Below are 24,113 nucleotides of genomic sequence, written 5' to 3'. Positions count from 1 at the left end.
ATTTGATTATGATAAAAAAAAGATAAATTCGTAGCCTGTTAACAAAACCATTACTATGAAAAACCTACAAAAAGGAGATAAGAAACTATTGAATGCCTGGGCATTTTACGATTGGGCAAACTCCGTTTATACACTAACGATCGCATCGGCAGTATTTCCGATATTTTATGAAGCTTTATTCTCAGACCGTGACCATTATATTGATGTATTTGGGATGCACCTTAAAAACTCTGCCTTAATTAGTTTTATTACTGCAGCGGCCTTTTTAGTAGTGTCGTTTATATCTCCTTTGTTATCCGGGATTGCGGATTATGTTGGAAACAAAAAAGCATTCATGAAATTCTTCTGTTATATGGGAGCCTTATCCTGTATGGGATTATACTGGTTTGATCTTGGAAATATTTATGTTGGACTGGCTTTTTACTTTTTTGGACTGCTGGGGTATTGGGGGAGTTTGGTTTTTTACAATTCCTATTTACCGGATATCGCTTTTGAAGAACAGCAGGATAAAATTAGTGCCAAAGGATATTCAATGGGATACATTGGTAGTGTAATTTTGTTGATCATCAATTTGTTGATGATTATGAAACCCAAACTTTTTGGTATTACCGGAACTGATGGAGAGGCAGCGATGAAAGCCATGCGTTATTCGTTTATAATGGTAGGGGTTTGGTGGATCTTATTCAGTCAGTATACCTATTTTTATTTGCCAAAGGGAAGTAAAGCCAGCGGACAAAAATTAACGAGTGCAGTTGTTTTCAACGGCTTTAAAGAGCTAAAGAAGGTTTGGGCACTGTTAAAAGAAAACATTCCTTTAAGAAGATATTTAAGCGGATTTTTTGTTTCAAGTATGGCGGTACAAACCGTAATGCTTGTGGCTACTTATTTTGGAGCGCAGGAAATTCAGTGGGCAACTAAAGAAGACAGTACGATCGGATTAATAAAATGTATTTTAATTATTCAGTTAGTTGCTGTTGTAGGAGCTGTTCTGACTTCCAGAGCTTCTGCTAAATTTGGAAATATTCCAACCCTAATTTTTATCAATAGTATTTGGGCTGTATTTTGTGCTTTGGCCTATTTTATCATTTTGCCTATGCATTTTTATGTTATGGCTACCGTTGCCGGATTTGTGATGGGTGGTATTCAGGCACTGTCCCGTTCTACTTATTCAAAACTATTACCCGAGACCGAGGATACAGCTTCCTTCTTTAGTTTTTATGATGTAGCTGAGAAGATTGGAATTGTAATCGGAATGTGTGTTTATGGAATCATTGATCAGATAACAGGAAGTCCGCGTGCTGCAATTGTAATTTTAGCCGTCTTTTTTGTTACTGCAATTTTCCTTTTAAGAAGAGTACCAAAAAAGGCACTTTAAAAAGCTATTGTGTAGATAGAAGTATAAAAAAATAACACGAATTCCACGAATTGACACACATTAGTACCAATTCGTGGAATTTGTGTTTTACTTCAATATTATTTAGATTTAAGCTGCGTATTGATTTTTGAAAGCATTTGCGCAGCATTCTCATTTTTAGGATTTAGCTCCAGCGATTTTAAATAATTTTCTTTAGCAGGACCTAATTGACCAATTGCTTCATAAATTTCACCCAAACTGTCAAAAGCATTTGCAGAATTTGGATGTTCAGTGCAATTAAGTGTAAAGATCTGAACCGAAAGATCCGTTAGTTTTTTACTGAATAAAGTGTATCCTAAAGTATTGAGATCATCTTCAAAATTATAAGCAGGGTATCTTAATCTTAACTTTTTAAATTCAGCTAAGGCAGTTTCAAACGTATGCTCACTGAATAGTTCGATCAACTGCGTTTGCGGCGTTCTGATTTGTTCCAGCGTAAGCTGTAAAAATCGGGTTGTATCCGTTGAACGGGTGATGGTTATGGCTTGTAATTTAGTATTGAGTAAGTTAAAATGGATCTGGTTGGGGTAATTGTCGATTTTAAAAGTATTATTTCCCAGATAGTACATTCTTGTTTTCTCAGTATCAAAATTTTCTTTTAAAAACGGAGAGCAGAGATAAAGTAAATTATCTTCTTCAATTATTTTAGACGTCCCCAATCCGTCATATCCATAGAGAATTTCAGTATAATAACCTTTTATAGCTTCTTTTAAGTGGGATGGAATTGCAATAGGATGCGTTTTGATTGGTTTTGACCAGCCTAGTCTTGTGATCACTTCTTTTTCGATATAAGACATTACAGGAAGCCTGTTGGGTTTATCACCATTGGCTAAAACGGCAATCCCGTTACCATTTTTCATTGTGGCGAGCAAATCGCCTCCGGTCCCGGTATTAGAACCATCATGCGAGAACCAGTCAAGATTTCCGTATCCCAAACTTCTCTGCCAGCCGTAACTCCAGCCACGCGGACCTTTCATCGTAACAATGTTTGTAACCTTAGTGGCCACAGCTTTCGAAATTACTTTATTGCCTTTTCCTGCTAATGCTTTTTGCATTTCGATCGCAATTAAGGCCAAATCAGCAGGGGTAGACCACAATCCCGAAGGCGCGACCTGAGGAGTTATAGGGATCCCTGTTCGGATTATTTTTCCGTTATGGTTGTGTACTTTGGCAACATTGGTTAGAAAGCCATTTTCATTAGGCTGAAGCATCGTTGAATTTTGCAGCTGTAACGGATCAAGCAGATTTTCTTTTACAAGTTGCGCCAATGGCTTTTTGAAATGATTTTCGAGAGCGCACTGCACAATTACATAACCGCCACCGCTGTATTGCCAGTCGGTTCCCGGTTTAAAAAGAAATTCAATAGGTTTTTTAGAACGAGGCAATAATTTGCCTTGCAGACTCTGTTCAATAGTAGGGATCGAATCTCCCTGATAATAATCCTCAAAACCATTCTGACTTGTTCCGGCAGTATGCGATAAAAGCTGCTTCCAGGTAACCGGACTATCTTTGGTGAAAGTACTGTTTGGCAATTGCCATGTTTTGAGGTACTTTGAGACGGGAGCGTCAAGGTTGATTAATCCTTTTTCTTCCAGCATAGCACAAACGATGGCCACTATAGGTTTTGAGATTGAGGCCGTAGAGAAAGCAGTATACTGATCGATTTTTTCTTCAGCATTTGCAGCTTTCACACCCCATTGACCGGTCCAGATTATTTGATAGTTCTCAAAAACAGCAACACTTAAGCCTTTAAGATTGTATTTTGACATCATTTCTGAGGTGCTATTTTTTAAGCTGTCCAGAGATTTGATTTTTGAAGTTGTTGTTATTTGAGCAAAAGAGAAGTTACAGGAGAAAACCAGAAGCGAAACTAAAAGAGTTTGTTTCATTAGTTTTAATTTTGGATGAATACTGGTTTTAAAAGATAAAGCTCAATAATAAAAGAAGAATAGTGCTGTTTGTTCTTTGATTTGATGATGATAAAGTTCTTTTATTATTGAGCTTTTTTGAAATTATGCTTTTGAGATGCTTCCTGAACCCGAAACTTTTACATCACGTTTTTCAGGATTCCCTGTGTATTTAATATCCCCTGAACCCGAAACTCTCCCGGTTAAACTTTCAGTACAGTTCACGCGAATGTCGCCCGAACCCGAAATGGTTACATCTGTATTTTTTGATTTAAGATTCGCTGCATCGATATCTCCCGAGCCTGATAATTTAGTAACAAAGTTAGCCGTATTTCCTTTTAAGCTTACATCTCCTGATCCGCTTAAATTTAACTCAAGATCAGTAGAGTTTACCGCCAGATTAAAGTTCCCTGAACCTGACAATTTAGCCAGGAACTTGTCGCTTTTGATAGGATCTTTGGATTGAACATCTCCTGAACCGGATAGCGTCAATGCCGATATGGTTTCAAAAGGAACTGTTACTTCAATCTTTTTGCCAAGGCTTGGTGAGAGGTTAACCCCCTTTTCAGTATAAACTTTTAAAACATTATCTTCGACTTCCACTTTTATGGAAGCCAGCAAGTTTTGCTCTCCTTTTACTATAATTTTTCCCTCTTTTCCTGCGACTAAATCAACATCAAAAAAACCGGAAACTTTTATAGCATTATAATCAGAAGTCGTTCTGGTTTCGGTAACGACATTGCCATTACCTTTTATTTTTTTGTTAGACCATTGTGCATTTGCAATAGAACTGAATAAAAGCGCACTGCAAACTAATAATTGAACTGATTTTTTCATTTTTTGGTTGTTTTAAGATTGTTATTTTTTAATTAATGCTGCATTGCCATAGCTGGTGGTTACTGCTATCTTGCTTTGCCCTTTTTTCTTGTTGAAACCGCTTATCCTTTTAGAATTGCTCTTAGTTTCTGCTACCGAAGTATCTAATGAATTGTCATATTTAATACTTCCGTATTTGGTATTGATATCAAAATCAAAAGCAAGATTAGCACTGTATCCTAGTGATACATTGGTATAACTGCTGTTGATGTTTACATTTTTTTGTTTTTCAGTAAGCGTTTCCACATTTATTTTCGAATAAGCAGTGTCGACATTCAGATTGCCTAATAAATCTCCAACCGAAACACTTAAATAATTTCCGGAACCTGTCAACGAGTTGATTTTTTGCAGCTTAAAAGTACAATAATTACTATCGTATTTGATGTTTTGGCCTTCCTGAAGGATATATAAATCAGTATAATTGGCATCTATCGTTAAATTTCCGGACTCGTTTATCTTTAAGTTCGAATAACGCGCTTCAATACCTCCGTTTTTGATGTAATCAATTGTAGAGTTCTGGCAATACCCCAGTTCAATTCGATTGTTTGAACCATTTAGTTTTCCTAACACTATTTTACCGTATTTGCAGGTAATATCAGTGGTAGATTCCAGGGTCAAAGCGGTAATATTTCCGTACTTATTATTAAGCTTTACTGTCCCGTTTTTCGGAATTTTAATCACATAATTAATTTCGAAAAAATTAGCGCTTCCTTTACTTTTTAAAGACGAATTACCAATGTTTGTAACGGCAGTAACCATTGATTTAAGAGCGGTAATGTCGACGTCAATACTGTTGAGCTTTGCGTTAACCCAATCTTCATTGTTGCTGGTAACCTTAATGGTAATGTCAATGTCAATTTTATCCTCGTTCCAGGTACTGACTGTGATGTCACCGTATTTGTTATCAATATCAATACCTGCGTTCGAATTTACGATGTAGGTTTTTTTAATGTTCTTTTGCTTAGTGCTGTAATTATCGTCATTTGAGAATCCTAAAAAAGGAAGCAAAAGAAACAGGATGAGTATTTTATAATGTCTTTTCATGTGTGGTATTATTTTTAAAATTTTCATTTTCTTCAATTCGTTTTAAAACAGTTTGTAAAAAGGAAATTCGGGTTTCCAGATTACTGATCATGGCATAAATAATTTGTTTGTTTTCGCCATTTTTCTGCAATTCGTTTATAATTTTTGCATAATCGGCATCGAACACCTTCATTTGTTTTAAGGCATCGCTAATAATCTGCTCATTTTCAGGAGAACTTTTTTCTTTTAATTTAACTAGCTCATTATCGATTAAAATGCTGAATATCGAATCGGTTCTTTGCGCTTCCTTCGAAGCAAACTTATACTGTTTAGGTTCCTGGTAGCTGTTGTAAAATAGAGACACACTCAACAGTACCACAATTGAAGCAGCAATTGCCCAAACCGTATGATTTTTCTTTTTAGGTTGTTTTTGGTTTAATTTATTTAAGAAATTCAGCTGATGATCCGAACTTAGTTCCTCAACATCCCATTGATTTTCAAATTTTTTAAATAACTGATCTAAATTGTCATTTTCCTTTTTCATATCTCCTCTAATTTTTTTCGTAAACTTTCTTTTGCTCTGCTTAGCGTTGTCCGGCAATTAGCGTAACTAATGTTTAAAATTTCGCTAATTTCCTCCTGATCGTAACCCTCGATATAAAATAGGGTCAACACCATCCGGTAATTGTCTTTCAGGTTCGAAATCGTATCTAAGACCTGTTTCACTTTAAGCGAATTCATGTCAATGCTGTCACTTAATACACTGTCATTTTCCTCTATTTTATAAAGGGTCTTGCTTAAATCTTCTGCCTGGAAAGCATTATTCTTTTTATAAAAATCAATACTGTAATTGATAATTATTCTTTTTAACCACGCACCAAATGCTACTTCTTGTTTATAGTCGTTAATTTTTGTAAAAGCTTTTAGAAAACCTTCCTGCATGACGTCTTGTGCAAAATGTTCATCTTTCACAATGCGGAAGGCCACATTGTACATAGCTTTACAATAACGATTGTAAATTTCGAACTGAGCTTTTTGGTTGTTCTCCTTACAAAGCGCGATTAATTCTTCGATATTCTGGTTATTTATACTCAAGTAATTGTTGCTAGTTTTTAATAATGACTTTGCTTTTTTTGGTTTGTTACACTTTTGATAAAATTAATTTTATTTTTTTTCAAAATTGTTCTCTTTCTGGTATTATTTGGCCCTCGAAGTTTAATTTCAAAACTGTCTTTTTTGGTTTTGGCATAATGATTGTCTATTTTTACGGCTTATCATGTAAATGAAACACTTTACATACTTATAGCAGAAACTATCGTATATACAGTTATATTTACGGCTAGTATAAAATATTTAATGACAAAACGACTTATATACTATTATGTCAAACCATAAAATACTCACAATTGACAATCTGTCACTTCAGGAATTTGACTCGGAGGCAGATTTGATTCCATTATTAACTCCGGAAGACGAAGAGGAAATGAACAACGAGGAGCTTCCGCTTTCGTTACCTATTTTGCCATTGCGCAATACCGTGTTATTTCCGGGAGTTGTGATTCCAATTTCAGCAGGAAGAGATAAATCAATCAAACTAATTAATGATGCCAATGCCGGCGGAAAAATTATTGGGGTAGTTTCTCAGATTAATGAAGAAGACGAAGATCCGTCTAAAGATGATATTCATAAAATTGGAACCGTAGCCAGAATTCTTCGCGTTTTAAAAATGCCTGACGGGAACGTAACTGTTATCCTGCAAGGAAAAAAACGCTTTGAAATTGACGAAGTGGTTTCGGAAGAGCCTTATATCACTGCCACAATCAAAGAAGTTTCGGAAGAGCGTCCGGAAGAAGACGATACGGAATTTAAAGCAATTTTGGATTCTGTAAAAGAATTGGCGATTCAAATTATTAAAGAGAGTCCAAACATTCCGTCAGAAGCTACTTTTGCGATTAAAAACATTGAAAGCCAGTCGTTTTTAATCAACTTTGTTTCTTCTAACATGAACTTATCTGTAAAAGAGAAACAAGGTTTGTTGTCTATAAACGGATTAAAAGATCGTGCGCTTGAAACCTTGCGTTATATGAACGTAGAGCTGCAAAAATTAGAACTGAAAAACGACATCCAGTCCAAAGTACGTTTTGATTTAGACCAGCAGCAGCGTGAATATTTCTTGCACCAGCAAATGAAAACCATTCAGGAAGAATTGGGAGGCGTTTCGCAGGAGGAAGAAATGGACGAAATGGGGCAGAAGGCAAAAGCTAAAAAGTGGGACGAGAAAACGCAGAAACATTTCGAGAAAGAACTGTCTAAAATGCGAAGAATGAACCCACAATCACCTGATTTTGGCATTCAGCGCAACTATTTAGAGTTATTTTTAGAATTGCCTTGGGGCGAATATTCTAAAGATAAATTCGATTTAAAACACGCACAGAAAGTATTAGATAAAGATCATTTTGGACTTGAAGAAGTAAAGAAAAGAATGATCGAACATTTGGCTGTATTGAAACTTCGTAACGATATGAGATCGCCAATTATATGTTTAACGGGGCCTCCGGGAGTTGGTAAAACTTCTATCGGACGTTCTGTTGCTGAAGCTTTAGGGCGTGAATATGTACGTATCTCTTTAGGAGGTTTACGTGATGAAGCCGAAATTCGCGGACACAGAAAAACCTATATCGGTGCTATGCCGGGACGAATCATTCAAAGTTTGAAAAAAGCCGGAACTTCAAATCCTGTTTTTATTCTGGATGAGATTGATAAATTGTCAAGTGGTAACAGCGGCGATCCTTCTTCTGCTTTATTGGAAGTATTAGATCCGGAACAAAACAATGCTTTTTATGACAACTTCCTTGAAATGGGATACGACTTATCTAAAGTAATGTTTATTGCAACTTCAAACAATATGTCGGCCATTCAGCCTGCCTTGCGCGACAGAATGGAAGTCATTAAAATGTCTGGTTACACCATTGAAGAAAAAGTGGAAATTGCCAAAAGACACCTTTTTCCAAAACAATTGGAAGCGCACGGATTGACTACTAAAGATTTGAGCATTGGTAAAAAACAATTGGAAAAAATCGTAGAAGGATATACACGCGAATCCGGAGTTCGTAACCTTGAAACTAAAATTGCTCAGGTAATACGTAATGCGGCAAAATCAGTTGCAATGGAAGAGGAGTACAATAAAAAAGTAACCGATGAAGATATCGTGAAAGTTTTGGGAGTACCAAGACTGGAGCGTGATAAATATGAAAACAATGATATTGCCGGAGTTGTTACAGGTTTGGCCTGGACAAGTGTTGGAGGAGATATTTTGTTTATCGAATCGTTAATTTCTGAAGGAAAAGGCGCTTTGACCATTACCGGAAACCTTGGTAATGTCATGAAAGAATCGGCTACAATTGCTTTGGAATACATCAAAGCCAATGCTAAAAAACTAGGGCTGAATGTTGAATTGTTCCAAAAATACAACATCCACTTGCACGTACCGGAAGGAGCAACGCCAAAAGACGGACCAAGTGCCGGTATTGCCATGTTGACGTCTTTAGTTTCATTACTGACACAAAAGAAAGTAAAGAAAAGTATGGCAATGACAGGAGAAATTACGCTACGTGGTAAGGTTTTACCGGTAGGTGGAATTAAAGAAAAAATCCTGGCGGCCAAAAGAGCCAACATTAAAGAAATCATCTTATGTCATGAAAACAAAAGTGATATTGATGAAATTAAAGAAGAGTATTTAGAAGGACTTACTTTTCACTACGTAAAAGAAATGAGCGAAGTGCTGGCTTTGGCCCTGACCGATCAGAACGTTAAGAACGCGAAAACATTGAAATAAAGTTTTAAACTTTAAATTCCAAAATATAAATTCCAAATTCCAATCTGAGCGATCAGTTTTGGAATTTGGATTTTTTTATTACAGTTTAATCTAAGCTACCAGCTTTGGAATTTTGGTTTTTTTTATTGGAATTTGGGATTTGAAAATTTGGAATTTAATAGGAGCGATCCGCTTTGGAATTTGGGATTTTTTTTATTGGAATTTAATCTAATTGTATCAGTTTTGGAGTTTGGAATTTTGGAGTTTGGAATTTAGAATTTGGGATTTGGAATTTTTTTATTCTAATTTATTTTTATCAATGATATAATTTTATCTTCGCACTTGCGTTATCCCACTATAGGATCGCCCCAAAAGGATGTTAAAACAATTTGTTTTATTTTTATTAGTATCGATTTGCTCCATTAGTTATGGGCAAATAGGAGGGCGCTACACCTATCAGTTCTTGAATTTAACAACCTCGCCAAGACAGGCAGCATTAGGAGGAAAAACGATAACCATTTACGATGAAGATGTCAATCAGGTTATGTCTAACCCGGCAGCTTTGAATGAAGACATGGACAATCATCTTGCGATGAATTATGGAAGTTATTATGGAGAAGCTTCTTATGGAACCGCTTCCTACGCTTATACTTATGACAGGCATGTGCAGACGTTTTATGCAGGAGTAAGTTATGTTAATTATGGTTCATTTGAAGGTTATGATGAAAATGGACAGGCTACCTCAGATTTTACGGGGAGTGAGGGCGCACTTTCATTAGGCTATGCTTACAATGTTCCGTTTACCGATTTGCATATTGGTGCAAACATGAAGTTAGTGACTTCAACGTTAGAGAGTTATAATTCAATTGGAGGTGCAATTGATTTAGGATTTTTGTATGTAATTGAAAAAAATGACGTAAATTTGGCTTTAGTAATACGCAATATTGGTACACAATTTACCACGTATTCAGGAATTAAGGAAAATTTACCATTTGAAATCGTGGCAGGAGTTTCGCAGGAATTAGAGCATGTGCCCCTTCGCTGGCATCTTTCATTAGAAAATTTGCAACAGTGGAATATCTCTTTTTCAAATCCCGTTCGTGGAGAAACCGGCATCGATGGATCAGTAAGTAAAGAGAAAGTGTCGTTTGTCAATAACGCTTTGAGACATGTGGTTTTAGGAGTAGAACTTTTTCCAAAAAAAGCATTTAATTTGCGTTTAGGATATAACTTTAGAAGGGGAGAAGAATTACGGGTGAATGAACAGCGTAATTTTTCAGGAGTTTCGGTGGGATTTGGTTTAAAAATGAATAGATTAAAGTTTAATTATTCGTATTCCAGATATACATTGGCAGCAAATACAAGTCTTTTTGGTCTAATTTTAAATTTTCAGTAATGATATGAAAATACTTAGTTTGTTTTTGTTTTTAACCGTAGGCGTTTTAACGGGTGCGAAACACTACTATAAAAATGAGACTACTATTTCCAGCATGGAAGTAGAGCGCATGAATACCAGAGTAAGCGAAATTAAAAACATGATTAGTATTGACTCTAAGTACAATACTAAAATTGCTTTTTTTGTTGATATGAGAATACCATCAGGTAAAAATCGTTTTTTTGTTTACGATCTGGCAAACAACAAAATCATAGATCAGGGCCTTGTAGCACATGGCTCGGGATCTGAAACCGGTATAAAAGGAAGTCTGAGATTCAGTAATACCCCTAATTCCAATTGTACTGCATTGGGACGTTATGTGATTCAAAAATGTTACAAAGGAATTTTTGGCAAAGCCTATAAATTAAACGGTCTGGATGAAACCAATAACAATGCTTTAAAAAGAGCGATTGTATTGCATTATTACTCAGCAGTTCCTTATGAAGAACAGGACTATTACATCAGCAACAGTCACGGCTGTCCAATGGTAAACGAGCAATTCTTCAAACGACTTGAAAAATATATCGATTGTTCTAAGTCAAATATCATTCTCGATGTTTATTATTAGAAAACTTAGAATATAATTTCAATAGACTTAAACCGTATATTGCTGTTGTTTTCCTTCAACAGCATTTTTTTTGTTTCCTTTTCAACCTTATTCCATTACATTACTATTTTCAGATGAAGAAAATCCTTTTTATTTTTCTTGTGGTACTCCTGATTTTTGTGGGGTATAAGATAGTCAGAAAAGACAGTAAAGCTCCTCCAGTAGTAGCAAAAACAATTGATACCCAAAAAATCAATGAAGTCCGCGATATCATAAAAAGCAATCCAAAATACAACGACAGATTTGCCTTTTTTATCGATATGAAAATACCTTCCGGTAAAAATCGTTTTTTTGTATACGATCTAAAAACCAACAAAATTATTGACAAAGGTTTAGTAGCTCATGGTTTGGGGTCTGAGACCAAAACAAAAGGCAAACTAAAATTTAGTAATATTCCCAATTCACTCAGTACTTCATTAGGGAAATATACTGTTGGTGAGCATTATAACGGAAAGTTTGGCAAAGCCTATAAATTATACGGATTGGATGCTACAAATTCGAATGCATTTGATCGAGATATTGTTTTTCATTATTATTTTGATGTTCCGTATGAAGAGCAAAAAGGATATATTTGCAACAGTTATGGATGCCCGATGGTGAACAAAAAGTATTTTGAAAGAGTAGCAAAAATAATAGACAATTCCGGATCCGATATTGTGATGAGTATTTACTATTAAATCCGGACCAGCACAGTAAACAAGTTTAAACTTAAATATAAAAAAATTGAAAAAAATTACCATTGCAATTGATGGATTCTCCTCAACAGGAAAGAGCACTTTGGCCAAACAATTAGCGAAAGAGTTAGAATATGTTTATGTAGATACCGGAGCAATGTACCGGGCGGTGGCTTACTTTGCCATGCAGCATCAGCTTATTGCATCAGATTTTTTTGATAAAGCAGCTCTTATAACAGCTTTGCCTAACATTCAGTTAGAGTTTAAATTTAATCCTGATCTGGGTTTTGCCGAAATGTATCTCAATGGTGAAAATGTAGAGAAACAAATCAGAACCATCGAGGTTTCCAGCTTTGTGAGTAAAGTAGCCGAGGTTTCCGAAGTGCGTTCTAAACTAGTCGAGCAGCAACAGGAAATGGGAAAAAACAAAGCGATAGTGATGGACGGAAGAGACATTGGTACCGTAGTTTTTCCTAATGCCGAACTTAAAATTTTCATGACTGCCAGTGCCGAAACCCGTGCACAAAGACGTTTCGATGAATTACAGCAGAAAGGCGATAACGTTTCTTATGAAGACGTGCTGAAAAATGTAGTCGAAAGAGATTATATCGATACACACCGCGAAGATTCCCCTTTAATCATTGCCGATGATGCGATAGAAATAGATAATTCTTACTTAAACAGGGAAGAACAGTTTGATGCAGTTCTCGAATTAGTAAAGGATGTTGTTAAAACAGTTTAATTTTTTGTAGATATCATTTTTAATGGTAGTTTTACCGCTTTATTTATTTAAAGACAATTTCATCATATGGGAATTAAAAATAGGTTGATTATAATGAGCTTTCTTCAATTTTTTGTTTGGGGAGCCTGGCTTATAACAATTGGAAATTATTGGTTTGGAACTAAAAATTGGGAAGGAACCCAATTTGGTCTTGTTTTCGGAACCATGGGAATTGCTTCTTTATTCATGCCCACTTTAACCGGAATTATTGCAGACAGATGGATTAATGCAGAAAAACTGTATGGAGCCCTGCACATTGTCTATGCAGTTGTTTTATTTGGTATTGCACATGTTACGACACCGGATAATTTTATATACGTTATGTTTATCGCAATGTGTTGCTACATGCCTACAATTGCTTTGAGTAACTCTATTTCGTATACTTCGCTTAAACTAAACAATAAAAACATAGTAAAAGATTTTCCACCAATCCGTGTTTGGGGAACTATTGGTTTTATTGCTGCCATGTGGATCACTAATTTAAGTGGAAGCAAAGCAACAGAATACCAGTTTTATATCGCCGGAGTTGGTGCATTAATTCTTGGAATATATGCTTTTACATTGCCTAAATGTGAGCCTCAGCGTCTGACTAAAGAAGATGCTTCAATGGTAGAAACTTTAGGATTGGAAGCCTTTAAATTATTTGGAAACTATAAAATGGCTTTGTTCTTTGTATTCTCTATGTTTTTAGGAGGTGCTTTGCAATTGACCAATGCTTACGGAGACGTATTTTTAGACGAATTCAAACATTTCCCTAAATATGCCGATTCTTTTGTAATCCAATATTCGACGATCATCATGTCGATCTCTCAGGTTTCTGAAACCTTATTTATTTTGGCAATACCGTTTTTCTTAAGACGTTTCGGAATCAAACAGGTAATGTTGATCAGCATGCTGGCTTGGGTACTGCGTTTTGGATTATTTGGATTTGGAGATCCTGTAGGTGGTTTATGGATGATTATTTTATCGTGTATCGTTTACGGAATGGCATTTGATTTCTTTAACATCTCAGGTTCTTTATTCGTTGAAAGCAATACCGATTCAAAAATACGTTCGTCTGCGCAGGGATTATTCATGATGATGACCAATGGTGTAGGTGCCGTTCTGGGAAGTTTGACTTCCGGTTGGGCTATTGATCGTTTCTTTACCAAATCATTCACAAATACTACTGAGTTAGCCGGATTTTTACAAACCGAAAGCACAAATTCAAGAATGCTGGAATTTGTGAAAGGACAAGGCAATTCGATTTCGACTGACGGAATTTTTACAAATCCAATTTTAATGAAAGACTGGCATAATATATGGCTGTCATTTGCAGCATATGCCTTAGTAATTGCGATTGCTTTTGCTATTTTATTCAAACACAAACATGACCCAAAAGAAATAGAAAATTTGAGTCATTAAAAACATAAAACATTTTCTGGAATCCCGTTTTCAATTTAAGAAAACGGGATTTTTTTTGGCATAAGTTATATCATTAATTGACTTCGATGCGGTTAAATTGAAACAGATCATTATCGGACGATTTTACCGTAATATAATAGCTGCCAACCGGCAAATCCGTTTCAATTGTGCCATTCTTTGGAGTAATTAGGGTAGATTGAATCGGAATTAGTACATCTGCATTTTTAGTGGAATTGTATTCTTCTGACAAGAAAACGTCAACCAAAAGTTCTTGGTTTTTAAACTGCGTGAATTTTTGATCTTTCAGACTAACTTTTTTAAAAACCTGATTCGGGTAAACAGATTGAAGATTGGCTTCGAGGTTATTGATTAAAAAATAATCGGCACTTGATTTCATTAAAGTATCTTTTGCAAATACCGATCTAGGAAGCAAAATCAACTTTTCTTTAGTCTTCATCATAACAGTCTCCTGATTGATCGTAATAGGATTTATGTTGGAGTACTCTTTTAAATAACTGCCCATAAAACGTTGTTTTCCATCTTCTTCCAGATGACCATGTCCCACATAAACAAAAATTTTAGCCTTTGGATCTTTCTCTAATATTTTCATAATATTCTTTGCCTGACCTATTTCCCGGTTTGTTTTCTGATCAGAATTCTCATGTCCTACCAATGTAAATCCCATAGCATTTGCTTTTCTTACAAAGTGACCAAAATAAGGGTCTTTGATATAAAAACCATTTTTGGTATTTGGAACGGGTGCAGTGGTAGTACTTAGATTTGGCATAAAGGTTTCCATGGAAATCACAGTGAATCCTTTTTGTTTCAAAACGTCAAGAAGATTCATAGCAAACAAACGATGTTTTGGGTAAAAATGATCCTCGTTGAGCATAATAATCTGATTGTTTTCTGCCAGATCTGCAATTGCTGCAAGTACAGCTTCTTCTTTTTTGACTTCATTATTGGATAGTGAATTGAGAACAGTACGATTAAAATCGCGTTTATCACTTTCGTAATGTTTGATCAGTAAATTGTACTCTTTATTAGTACCGATAAAAGAATTGATGGTTAAATACAAAGGATCTTTGAACATTATTTTTTTGGGATCTTTTATTGGAGCCAGCCTTATTTTTTCCCTTCCCTGTAGGTAATTTTTATGAGGTTCGGCGGTATAATAATTAAAGAGATGCATATAAGACAGTTTATTCAAAGAGGTACTGTCTAAATGAACTCTTCGAATATTTTCTTTGGCTTTTTCTAAATCATTCATGCTCCCTGACATTCGTGTAAGTGAAATGATTTTTTTTGCCCCCTTTTGTTTTTCAAAAATTACAATCCCATTTGTACTGTCATTTTGCAGTAGTTTTTCATGCGTAAGGGTGTCAATTGGCTTTTCAATCTTTTCAAAAAAATAGAAACTTTCTAAATTTTGGTCTGTTTTATAGCTAAGTATTGCCTGAGCAGAAGAAAGATCTTTATAATTCCCAACTCTTTTCCTTAATGTATTTTTATGAATCTTAGAAAGATCTTCATAGGTTGCATTTTGAGGGATGTCAATAGAAACATCCAGTAGATTGTTGTAAAACAAATCGCCTTTGTTTTTTTCTCCGGCGATATAATTGTGCTGGATAACATCCTGATTAGTGGTTTTGCATGCGGCGAATACTAAAAAACAACTTGCTGAACAGTAATATTTTTGAAATCTGAAAGGAATTAATTTTATCATATTTTTAGAAGTAAAGTACAACAAATATCATTGCTTTACAAAAGTTTACATGCCGGTTTATTATCGTAAATCGGTACTATGTTAACCCGTTGAGACAACTAATTCTAACATGTCTTTTGCTCTTAATGATGTTTGGTTTCAAGACAGGGGTACAACATAGAGTTTATTGCAACTTTCTGCTGATAGAAAATTATTTTTAAGCCCTTGATAAAATTGTACAGGAAAATTGTTTACATGTACAATTTGTCTTACTTTCTTTAGGGATATCTTTGCTGGTATAAGAATGGAACACAGTCCTCTAATACGTAAAACCATGAGAAATAATACCACCGGATTGACCGCTTTTTTTATTGCTACATTAGGTTTGTTATCTGTAAAAGCACAGGTTCATGAAGAGAAACCGCTTTTTCATTACTCGGTTATGGATGCGCTTCGCAATGGTGTTTATACAGGTGAACTTACGATTGGAGAACTCGCCAAAAAAGGGAATTTCGGAATTGGGACTTACAATTATTTAGACGGTGAAATGATCGTACTCGATGGTGTTTTTTATCGGGTAGATGCTTCCGGACTGATCGGGATTGCAGCAAACAGCCGTAAAATACCGTTTGGCTCTGTCGCTTTCTTTAAAGCCGATACAACATTTGAACTCAACAATATAAAAGACATCGAAAAACTCCAGAATGAAGTGATAAAAAGACTCCCTTCTGTCAATAAACCTTATGCCGTTCATATCGAATGTGAATTTGAAAACATTACAGTCGGTGGCGCCAGGCGTCTCGATGAAAATGAGACTACCGGGCTGGCCGAACTCATGAAGACAAGGCCTTTGTATCCAAAAGAACATATTTCGGGCACTATGGTTGGTTTTTACAATCCGCCTTATTTCTCCGCTATCGATTTATCTCCGTTTCATTTTCATTTTATCTCCAGAGATCGTAAGTATGGTGGACATCTAATGTCTGGAAAATTAACTACAGCAACAATAAAAGTCAGCATAGACGAAAAACCGGGTTGTGAGATTATTTTGCCGCAGCAGAGCAAAGCCTTTAACAAACCCTGGACAAAGCAAAACGGCGTTAAAAGCTCTTATTAAAAGAGTGCCGGTATAAATCGCTTTTATCATTTAAAATTCTACAAAACATGACAAAATTTAAACTAGCAATCTCTACAATGATTTTGCTCGCTACTGCTATGACAGCACAGCAGACAAAAGAAATCCAGCATCTAAAATTCGATAACTTGGGATGGGAACAACTGGGTGATAAATTACAACGCAAATATGTATATGGAGAACAAGGCATGCTCGCACTGTTTAAGATGGACAAGGGAGCCAAAGTACCGCTGCATCAGCATCCAAATGAACAAACCACTTACATTACAAAAGGCAGTGTGAAAGTAAGCATGCAGGGTAAAGATTATATTGTGAGTGCCGGTGAGGTTTTGATTATTCCGGGCAATATACCCCATCAGTTCGAATGTTTGGAAGACGGAACATTAGATATTGATTTTTTTGCACCGCCACGCAAAGACTGGATTGAAGGAACTGCCAGTTATTTTGGAAACACAGACAAGACGGCAACTGCACTTGAAGTGGTTGCAGCCATGGACATACGCCCGGGTGATGTGGCCGTATCGGCTGAGGGTCGGGTTTTTGCTACCATACATCCACTGGGAAGCCAAAAAATGCAATTGGTTGAGATAGTCAACGGAAAGGTCGTTCCGTATCCCTCTGCCGCTTATCAGAAGAATGGTGCAAAACCAAGCGATGCTAAATTTGATGCAATGCTGGGATTAATCTTTGATAAAAACAATCGACTTTGGGTAACTGATATGGGACTTGAACTCGGAAAATCCAGACTTTGGGCCTTTGACATCAGTAAAAATAAGGTAGTGGAAAAAATTGAACTGCCTGAAGCAGTGGCTCCAAAAGGCACTTTTACACAAGACGTTGCTATTGACGAGAAGAATGGTTTTGCTTATCTGGCGGATATTGCCAATCCGGGAATCATTGTATTGAATTTGAAAACAAAAAAAGTACGTCGATTTAGCGGGCACCTTTCTTTACAAGCAGAAGATAAAGACATGATTATTGATGGAAAAGTGACCTATTTTGGAGGGAAATCGGCTCGTGTTGCTATTGATCCCATTACACTTTCGAATGACAGAGAAACCATCTTTTTTGGAGCAATGAATGGTACTTCATGGTATAGTGTACCAGCCAGATTGTTCAGAGAAGAAAAAAGTGATGCCGAAATTAGTAATGCCATCAAAAAAATAGGCAACAAACCTTTTAGTGACGGTGCTTTGACAGACGAAGCAGGAAATCATTACTTTACCAATCTCCAGGAACATGCCATAACAAAATTGGATACTGCGGGTAAATTGACTACTATTGTACAAGATGCTCAAAAATTGCAGTGGCCGGATAATGTTTATAAAGGTCCGGATGGTTGGATGTATATTTCGGTAAATCAGCTTAATAGTACTCCTGCCTTTACTGGCGCCGATGATCAGGGAAAACCACCTTATTACATTTATCGTTTTAAGCATTAAAAGCATGCTATTAAATTTAATTCAAAAATAAAATGTTCAAATTTTTCAGGTTCTCCGTCAGTATAGCCATAGCAGCGTTATTTGCACTTAGCTTAGTTGTAGGAAGTGATGTTTTTCTTCATGACAATCAGCCCTTTTTCTACATGCTGACTCTGATAACGGCTTTTATTTTTGCAGCTATGGGACTTGTGGGAATCATGATTTATAAGAACTTTAAAAACATTTGGCAGCATGTTTCAAAAGAAGAGCAGCAGCATTTTGCCCGGACTTCTGTTCAAAAGCTGTTATTGGTCTTTGGTTTTATTGCATGGATAACAACACTATTTTCAGTCATACTTTGCATAGGTCTGGTGGAGCGAATGCGGGATGGAATGGCTTTGTACGGCTAAATTAAAAGAAGTTTTCTAAGCAGATTACCCGTTTAACATTACAAAAACACATTATACAGTAAGCGTATAATGTGTTTTTTTTGTTTTTGGACTTCATATTCTGCCATATATAACCTTATTATATCCACTTATTGCAGGAATAGTTAAGTTATTTAAAAGCATAAGCTTCGTATAGTACTTGTTTTATATTTGTAAGATAAATATGTAATTTTTGCATATGATTCCGCTTAAGAAATAAGAGGAATAGTCTAATTTAAATTTTAAAACGAAAAGTTAATGAAAAAAGTAATGATTACAGCGCTGTTATTGTGCGCGATTGTGGTAACTGCACAAGAAAAAGGTAAAAGCGAAGTAAGATTGGCATATAGTGATGCATCGTATATTCTTCTTACTGAGTCGTTTGCTAACTCCTTGAGTAATACCATTGTTTCGGGTATAACTGGAGTCAAATACAAGGATGCCAAGTCTACCGTGTTCGGAATGTACGAAATGGGTTATCGTTACAACATAGGGGAGAGACTTAAGATTGGAGGAGATATAAGCTACATGAGAACGGAGGATAAATTTGAAAAGAGCAGAACAAATCCTAAAACAGTAAAAAGAACAAGTAATTATTTTATGGGAATGGTAATGGGGCAGTACAGTTATATTAAAACCTCCCGATTAGATTTTTACGGTTCTGGCGGCGTGGGGTTTATTGGCTTATCTACAAAGGATCAGGTAGGAGGTTCTTATAAAGATAATGCACTTGGATTTGCTTTTCAGATTAATCCGGTGGGTTTAAGAGTTGGAAAAGCATTTGGTGCATTTATAGAATTAGGCTATGGATATAAAGGAATCGCGACAGGAGGATTTAATTATAGATTTAAATAAGTAGAATAAGAATTAGCAGACCAACCATTTTTTAATATTTTAACCATTTTTGAGAGGGGAGTAAATCTCCTCTTTTTTTGTTTTTAATGCGAATTTTAGAGAATAGTAACCGTTTATTTCATAAACGACGCAGTTATTGAAAACGGCCTTCACATCTCATAACTTGATCTTAAATTTGTAATCAGAAAACGAAAGGTTTTATTAAACAGGTTATAAAGGAAATGATGAAAAAGCTGTTTATTTAAGTAAGTGGATAAACAATCTAAAATGGAAAGTATTTTTTTTGAGGCTCTAAGTTAGTTGCTTTTTTTTGTTAAATTTTGAATTGTAGAAGTGTTTTTGGAAGATTTTTTTGTGTTGTTCCTTTAGCCTGTTTGATATTCCTTTTGTACACATCAAGAAGATAAAAAACGTGCGGGACATAAGTGAGGTAATGCAATAGTAGTAAACAATAGCTACCTTGCATTATCTCAGCCTGTACAATTTTTTTTAGGAGTAAGATTATCAGAGCTTCTTGAACTGCTAATTTTTAGTTGTAACAGAAGAGTGAAATTAAATTTATATCTGTAGCACTTTTTTTAAACTATCAATTCTTCTTCTGGCAATAGGAAGTTTAGCTCCATTAGACATTTCACAATAATAGCCCTGTTTTTTATTAATTTTTGTGATATGGTTTATATTGACAATATAGGAATGATGGACTCTAAAAAAAATGACCGGATCAAGTAGTGAGCTGTATTCCCCTAAATTTTTGCTTGAGACATGTTCCATGTTATTTTCCAGAAAGAAGGTGGTGTACCTTCCATCAGACTTACAAAATAAAATATCCTCTTTCTTCATGATGACTATTTTGTCTAACGAATTGATCGTAATATGATCAGTGTTGACCGCAGCTGATGGTGGATCTGCTATAGATTTAGATTGTGATGGCAGCGTTACTACTTTACGAACTGGTTCGGTTTCCTGTTTTAAAAAATGATTAAATTGTTCTTTTTCATTCAATTTCATAATCACCTTATTGGTAGCCACTACAATGTCATCAATAATGATTGGTTTTACGATATAATCAATCGCATTGTATTTAAATGCTTTTAGGGCATAATCATTATAGGCGGTTACAAAAATGATTTCAATTTCTGAAAAATCAATACAGTCTAAAATTTCAAAGGCATTTTTTTCATGAAGCTGTATGTCCAGATATACCACCTGAGGTGATAGTTTGTTAATTAGTTCAATAGAATCTTCAACATTACTCGCTTCTCCAATAATATTAATTAAAGGACAGAATTTAGTCAGGAAATATTTTAATAATTCCAGATTTTGAAAATCATCGTCAACTAGTATGGCATTGATTTTAGATATCATATCTTTATAATAAATTATTTTTGGTAAGTTTTTTTTGATCATATAATATTACAAAAAAAATAATAACATGAAACAATTTTTGATCGTTTTAATTTTATTAGTTTTTCAAAGCGTACAGTCGCAATTTCGCAATCAGTTTGTGATTGTGGATTCGCGAAACGGATTGAAGTCAGATTTCGTATATAGCGTAAGCGAAGGTTTGCAGCACAACATCTGGATTGCGACAAACAATGGTATGACGCGTTTTAATGGAAGTACTTTTAAAAATTTCTCGATCGAAAATGGACTTGATTCCAATGATATTGTATATTCTCAAATTGATTCTAAAAACAGAATCTGGGTGTGCGATTACTACTATGGACTTAAATACATAAAGGAACATCAGGTTTTTTACATAAAAGTAGCCAGAAAAATTCCAGGGCTTTTTTTTTGTTTTGAGAATAAAGGAAGTATTTATTTCAGTTCGGTAACTAATGGTGAATGTTATTTATTAACTCCTGGGAATTCTTTTATTCCCTACAAACCTAAAAAGAAAGATACTGAAATCCATAGATACGATCAAAAGACAAAAACCTATTACGGTTACGATCGCTTTTTTAAAAGACATTTTGTTATAGAACCCGGTAACAAATTCAGGCTAAAACCTTTTTACAAAGCCCGGCAGAGTAATATTGATTTGCATCGTTTTGGTTTGTACACCCAATCTGCAAAAATAGACTCCAGTAATCAAAAATTGCTTTACAATTTTTATTACAATAAAGTGGACCATCTTATTGATGATTTAAAGCAAATTACTCCTTTATATACTGCAAAAGATACGCTAAAACTACATTCTCTTACAGCTGCTGGCCAGAAAACTAAGGGTACGGAGTTTAAAAATATTGGTGATTTGATCAGGCTTAACGGTAAGGAGTTCAAATCGGTTTTTGTGGATTCGGGTAAAAACTTCTGGCTTATTGATGAAAAGAATCGATTGTATTTTGTGAAATACAGCGGTCTGGAAATTCAAAACAATGTCAATTATAAGCTGTTTGGTTCCAACGATATTTTTATCGAAAAGAGTCGTTTAGAGGGTGACAAACTTTATTTTATTGCCAGTACCAATTTATTTGGAGTGGTGGATGTCACAAATTTCGAGGTAAAAATCATTAGAAAGTTTGAAGGAAAACTTTTTAATTTGTTTTTCTCAGGAGATGATATATGTCTTATTAGTAACAAAGGCAAATACTTCTATAATAAAAAAACAAACGATTTTAGTTTTAAGGAGATTAACGCCAAGCTTAATCTGGAAAAAAGTTTCATAGACAATGACAACAATCTATATGCCATTGAAAAAAACTTTATTGAAAGTGAGCACAACGAAAGAATCACATTTGATTTTACGGATATACGTTTTAAATATTTCTGCCTGAACAACAACTTAGGAGTGGTTGGTAACGAAGAGATGGTGGCTTCTTATAATTTTGCCACCAAAGAAAAGAACAAGAATACAGCCATTAAACAAACCAGTTTTATCCGAAAAATGAAAGATGGTGTTATAGTGGGAACCGGCAGCAGAATGGTGTTCTTTTTAGATAATAATTTAAAAATACAGCAGAAAATAAGACTTAAAGACAATTGTTATTTTATAAAATACTATGACGATAAAGTATACTTGGCCACCTATAACGATATTACAGTCTATAATAGAACGAATGGAAAATGGCATTTTTTTAATAGAATAAATTTTGACGAAGGAATATTGCGTGGACGTATTTTAGATATGGCCTTTCAAAAAGATAAGTTTATCGTCATTACTGACAATGGTATTTCGGTGATTAAAAACAGCTATTTAGAAAAAACCGCTTCAGCAGAAGTTCAGATCCTTGATTTTCTTGTGGGTGAAAAATCAATTTTAAATGCAAAAGACAGAAGTATAAAGCAAGGTAAGTATGGCAATATTATGATCAGGACTTCGCTTCGTACATTTGATAATAAAGACTGCTTCGAAATTTTCTATCGATTGGTAAAAAATGGAAATTATGATGATACTTCCTGGAGCCGACTACAGAACAGAAATGTGCTTTTTAATGACTTGCCTCACGGAAACTACATTTTTGAAGTTTGTGCGCGTAATTTAAGAGACACCAGTCAGAAATCTTTTAAAGAAGTCAGTTTTAAAGTCGAACCTTATTTTTGGGAAACCAATTCCTTTTTTATCGCGGTCATGGCGATGTACCTTACGATGGTTTTTTACTTTTTGCGCTATTTTAGAAAAAAAATTAATCAAAGAAACAAGTTAAAATTAGAATTGATTACCCTCGAGCTTAAATCGTTGAAAAATCAAATGAAGCCGCACTTTTTGTTTAATGCCCTAAACAATTTGCAAGGTATATTATTTACAAAAGGAATAGAGGAGGCCAATTTATTTTTAAACAAATTTGCTCAATTGTTGCGGTCTACTTTAGAAGTGACACGGGACAAAATCACCTCTTTAGAGGAAGAAATGGCATATATCAAAACCTATTTGGACTTTGAACAGCTTAGAAGCAATAACGAATTGTTTGTTACTTATAAGATAGAGGAAACACTAGATCTAAAAAGCATTGAAATTCCTGTCATGGTAGTGCAGACCATTGTAGAAAATGCGATCATGCATGGATTAAATGCCAGTAAAAACAGGAAAGAGCTGCTGATCGAAATTTATTCATTGAATAACAGTTTAAAAATCATCATTGAAGACAATGGAGTTGGAAGGAGAAAGTCCGGCAGCACTCAGAGCCTTGATCATAAGCCATTGGCATCTTTAATCATACAAGAAAGATTCCGGATTTTAACCAAACTCAGAAAAAGAAGTCACACTTTAGAAATTAAAGACTTAGAGAAAGATGGTGTAGCTTGTGGCACAAGAGTTATCATAACAGTACCACTTTATTATTTCGAATTTGACGGCTCCTCTGAATAATGTTTTAATCAGATAACTTGAACCCGGCAGTTTTTTAAACCTGCCGGGTTTGTTATTTTTTACCCCTTTCAAATTTTGTTTTAAAAGGATAAACGAACAGGTTTTAAACCCGACAGGTTTTTGAAACCTGTCGGGTTTACCAACTCCAAACTCCAAACTCCAAACTCCAAACTCCAAACTCCAAACTCCAAACTCCAAACTCCAAACTCCAAACTCCAAACTCCAAACTCCAAACTCCAAACTCCAAACTCCAAACTCCAAACTCCAAACTCCACTAATAAAAGCAGTTATAGACTTTAATTTGCCAGTTATTTCTTGGTTTAAA

At 35.1% G+C, this 24,113-nt stretch carries 20 protein-coding genes; 12 read left to right on the top strand and 8 right to left on the bottom strand.

Annotated elements, in window-relative coordinates:
* Nucleotides 1–55: 55 nt before the first annotated feature.
* Nucleotides 56–1,375: an MFS transporter gene (locus OLM61_RS18800; RefSeq protein ID WP_264524131.1), complete on the top strand. Its 1,320-nt coding sequence runs from the start codon at nt 56–58 to the stop codon at nt 1,373–1,375.
* A 98-nt stretch (nt 1,376–1,473) separates the two neighbouring features.
* Here the strand turns inward: OLM61_RS18800 and OLM61_RS18795 are convergent, their stop codons facing one another.
* The 5 genes from OLM61_RS18795 to OLM61_RS18775 form a co-directional block, all read right to left on the bottom strand.
* Complete coding sequence (locus OLM61_RS18795) at nt 1,474–3,303, bottom strand: serine hydrolase domain-containing protein (protein WP_264524130.1); 1,830 nt, start codon at nt 3,301–3,303, stop codon at nt 1,474–1,476.
* A gap of 123 nt (nt 3,304–3,426) precedes the next feature.
* On the bottom strand, nt 3,427–4,158 hold the full coding sequence (locus OLM61_RS18790) for a head GIN domain-containing protein (RefSeq protein WP_264524129.1): 732 nt from the start codon (nt 4,156–4,158) through the stop codon (nt 3,427–3,429).
* 21 nt (nt 4,159–4,179) lie between these two features.
* Nucleotides 4,180–5,241 (bottom strand): hypothetical protein, encoded by a 1,062-nt coding sequence (locus tag OLM61_RS18785; RefSeq protein ID WP_264524128.1) that lies wholly within the window; start codon nt 5,239–5,241, stop codon nt 4,180–4,182.
* Entirely contained in the window at nt 5,225–5,764 is a 540-nt protein-coding gene (locus OLM61_RS18780; protein WP_264524127.1) for an anti-sigma factor, read from the bottom strand. The genes OLM61_RS18785 and OLM61_RS18780 overlap by 17 nt, the downstream gene beginning before the upstream one ends.
* On the bottom strand, nt 5,761–6,315 hold the full coding sequence (locus OLM61_RS18775; RefSeq protein WP_264524126.1) for an RNA polymerase sigma factor: 555 nt from the start codon (nt 6,313–6,315) through the stop codon (nt 5,761–5,763). Before OLM61_RS18775 ends, OLM61_RS18780 begins: the two co-directional genes overlap by 4 nt.
* A 286-nt stretch (nt 6,316–6,601) precedes the next feature.
* Here OLM61_RS18775 and lon point away from each other — a divergent pair, with 286 nt between their 5' ends.
* The 6 genes from lon to OLM61_RS18745 all read left to right on the top strand — a co-directional run bounded on the left by lon (nt 6,602) and on the right by OLM61_RS18745 (nt 13,935).
* A complete protein-coding gene (gene lon, locus OLM61_RS18770) occupies nt 6,602–9,055 on the top strand; it encodes an endopeptidase La (protein WP_264524125.1) in 2,454 nt (817 codons plus the stop codon).
* A 355-nt stretch (nt 9,056–9,410) separates the two neighbouring features.
* A complete protein-coding gene (gene porQ, locus OLM61_RS18765; RefSeq protein WP_264524124.1) occupies nt 9,411–10,430 on the top strand; it encodes a type IX secretion system protein PorQ in 1,020 nt (339 codons plus the stop codon).
* A gap of 4 nt (nt 10,431–10,434) precedes the next feature.
* Nucleotides 10,435–11,037: a murein L,D-transpeptidase catalytic domain family protein gene (locus OLM61_RS18760; protein ID WP_264524123.1), complete on the top strand. Its 603-nt coding sequence runs from the start codon at nt 10,435–10,437 to the stop codon at nt 11,035–11,037.
* Nucleotides 11,038–11,150: 113 nt separating this feature from the next.
* A complete protein-coding gene (locus OLM61_RS18755; RefSeq protein ID WP_264524122.1) occupies nt 11,151–11,753 on the top strand; it encodes a murein L,D-transpeptidase catalytic domain family protein in 603 nt (200 codons plus the stop codon).
* 46 nt (nt 11,754–11,799) lie between these two features.
* Complete coding sequence (gene cmk, locus OLM61_RS18750; protein ID WP_264524121.1) at nt 11,800–12,492, top strand: (d)CMP kinase; 693 nt, start codon at nt 11,800–11,802, stop codon at nt 12,490–12,492.
* A 66-nt stretch (nt 12,493–12,558) separates the two neighbouring features.
* Nucleotides 12,559–13,935, top strand: a complete 1,377-nt coding sequence (locus OLM61_RS18745; protein WP_264524120.1) for a nucleoside permease — start codon at nt 12,559–12,561, stop codon at nt 13,933–13,935.
* 73 nt (nt 13,936–14,008) lie between these two features.
* Here the strand turns inward: OLM61_RS18745 and OLM61_RS18740 are convergent, their stop codons facing one another.
* Nucleotides 14,009–15,661, bottom strand: coding sequence for a hypothetical protein (locus tag OLM61_RS18740; RefSeq protein WP_264524119.1), 1,653 nt, complete (start codon nt 15,659–15,661; stop codon nt 14,009–14,011).
* A gap of 313 nt (nt 15,662–15,974) precedes the next feature.
* Between OLM61_RS18740 and OLM61_RS18735 the strand changes: the two genes are divergently transcribed.
* The 4 genes from OLM61_RS18735 (at nt 15,975) to OLM61_RS18720 (ending at nt 19,479) form a co-directional block, all read left to right on the top strand.
* A complete protein-coding gene (locus OLM61_RS18735) occupies nt 15,975–16,757 on the top strand; it encodes an acetolactate decarboxylase (RefSeq protein ID WP_264524118.1) in 783 nt (260 codons plus the stop codon).
* A 47-nt stretch (nt 16,758–16,804) separates the two neighbouring features.
* Nucleotides 16,805–18,217: an L-dopachrome tautomerase-related protein gene (locus OLM61_RS18730; protein WP_264524117.1), complete on the top strand. Its 1,413-nt coding sequence runs from the start codon at nt 16,805–16,807 to the stop codon at nt 18,215–18,217.
* Nucleotides 18,218–18,249: 32 nt separating this feature from the next.
* Nucleotides 18,250–18,606, top strand: coding sequence for a hypothetical protein (locus OLM61_RS18725; RefSeq protein ID WP_264524116.1), 357 nt, complete (start codon nt 18,250–18,252; stop codon nt 18,604–18,606).
* A 276-nt stretch (nt 18,607–18,882) separates the two neighbouring features.
* The gene (locus OLM61_RS18720) at nt 18,883–19,479 is read left to right on the top strand and encodes a PorT family protein (protein ID WP_264524115.1); all 597 of its coding nucleotides are present in this window, start codon (nt 18,883–18,885) and stop codon (nt 19,477–19,479) included.
* A 558-nt stretch (nt 19,480–20,037) separates the two neighbouring features.
* Here the strand turns inward: OLM61_RS18720 and OLM61_RS18715 are convergent.
* Nucleotides 20,038–20,844, bottom strand: coding sequence for a LytR/AlgR family response regulator transcription factor (locus OLM61_RS18715; RefSeq protein ID WP_264524114.1), 807 nt, complete (start codon nt 20,842–20,844; stop codon nt 20,038–20,040).
* Nucleotides 20,845–20,911: 67 nt separating this feature from the next.
* Here OLM61_RS18715 and OLM61_RS18710 point away from each other — a divergent pair, with 67 nt between their 5' ends.
* Entirely contained in the window at nt 20,912–23,788 is a 2,877-nt protein-coding gene (locus tag OLM61_RS18710; protein WP_264524113.1) for a histidine kinase, read from the top strand.
* An 80-nt stretch (nt 23,789–23,868) separates the two neighbouring features.
* Here the strand turns inward: OLM61_RS18710 and OLM61_RS18705 are convergent, their stop codons facing one another.
* Nucleotides 23,869–24,063 (bottom strand): hypothetical protein, encoded by a 195-nt coding sequence (locus tag OLM61_RS18705; RefSeq protein WP_264524112.1) that lies wholly within the window; start codon nt 24,061–24,063, stop codon nt 23,869–23,871.
* Nucleotides 24,064–24,113 lie beyond the last annotated feature (50 nt).

It is taken from the genome of Flavobacterium sp. N502536, from assembly GCF_025947345.1.
Lineage (GTDB): Bacteria > Bacteroidota > Bacteroidia > Flavobacteriales > Flavobacteriaceae > Flavobacterium.
This window is presented reverse-complemented; position numbering and strand designations above follow the sequence as displayed.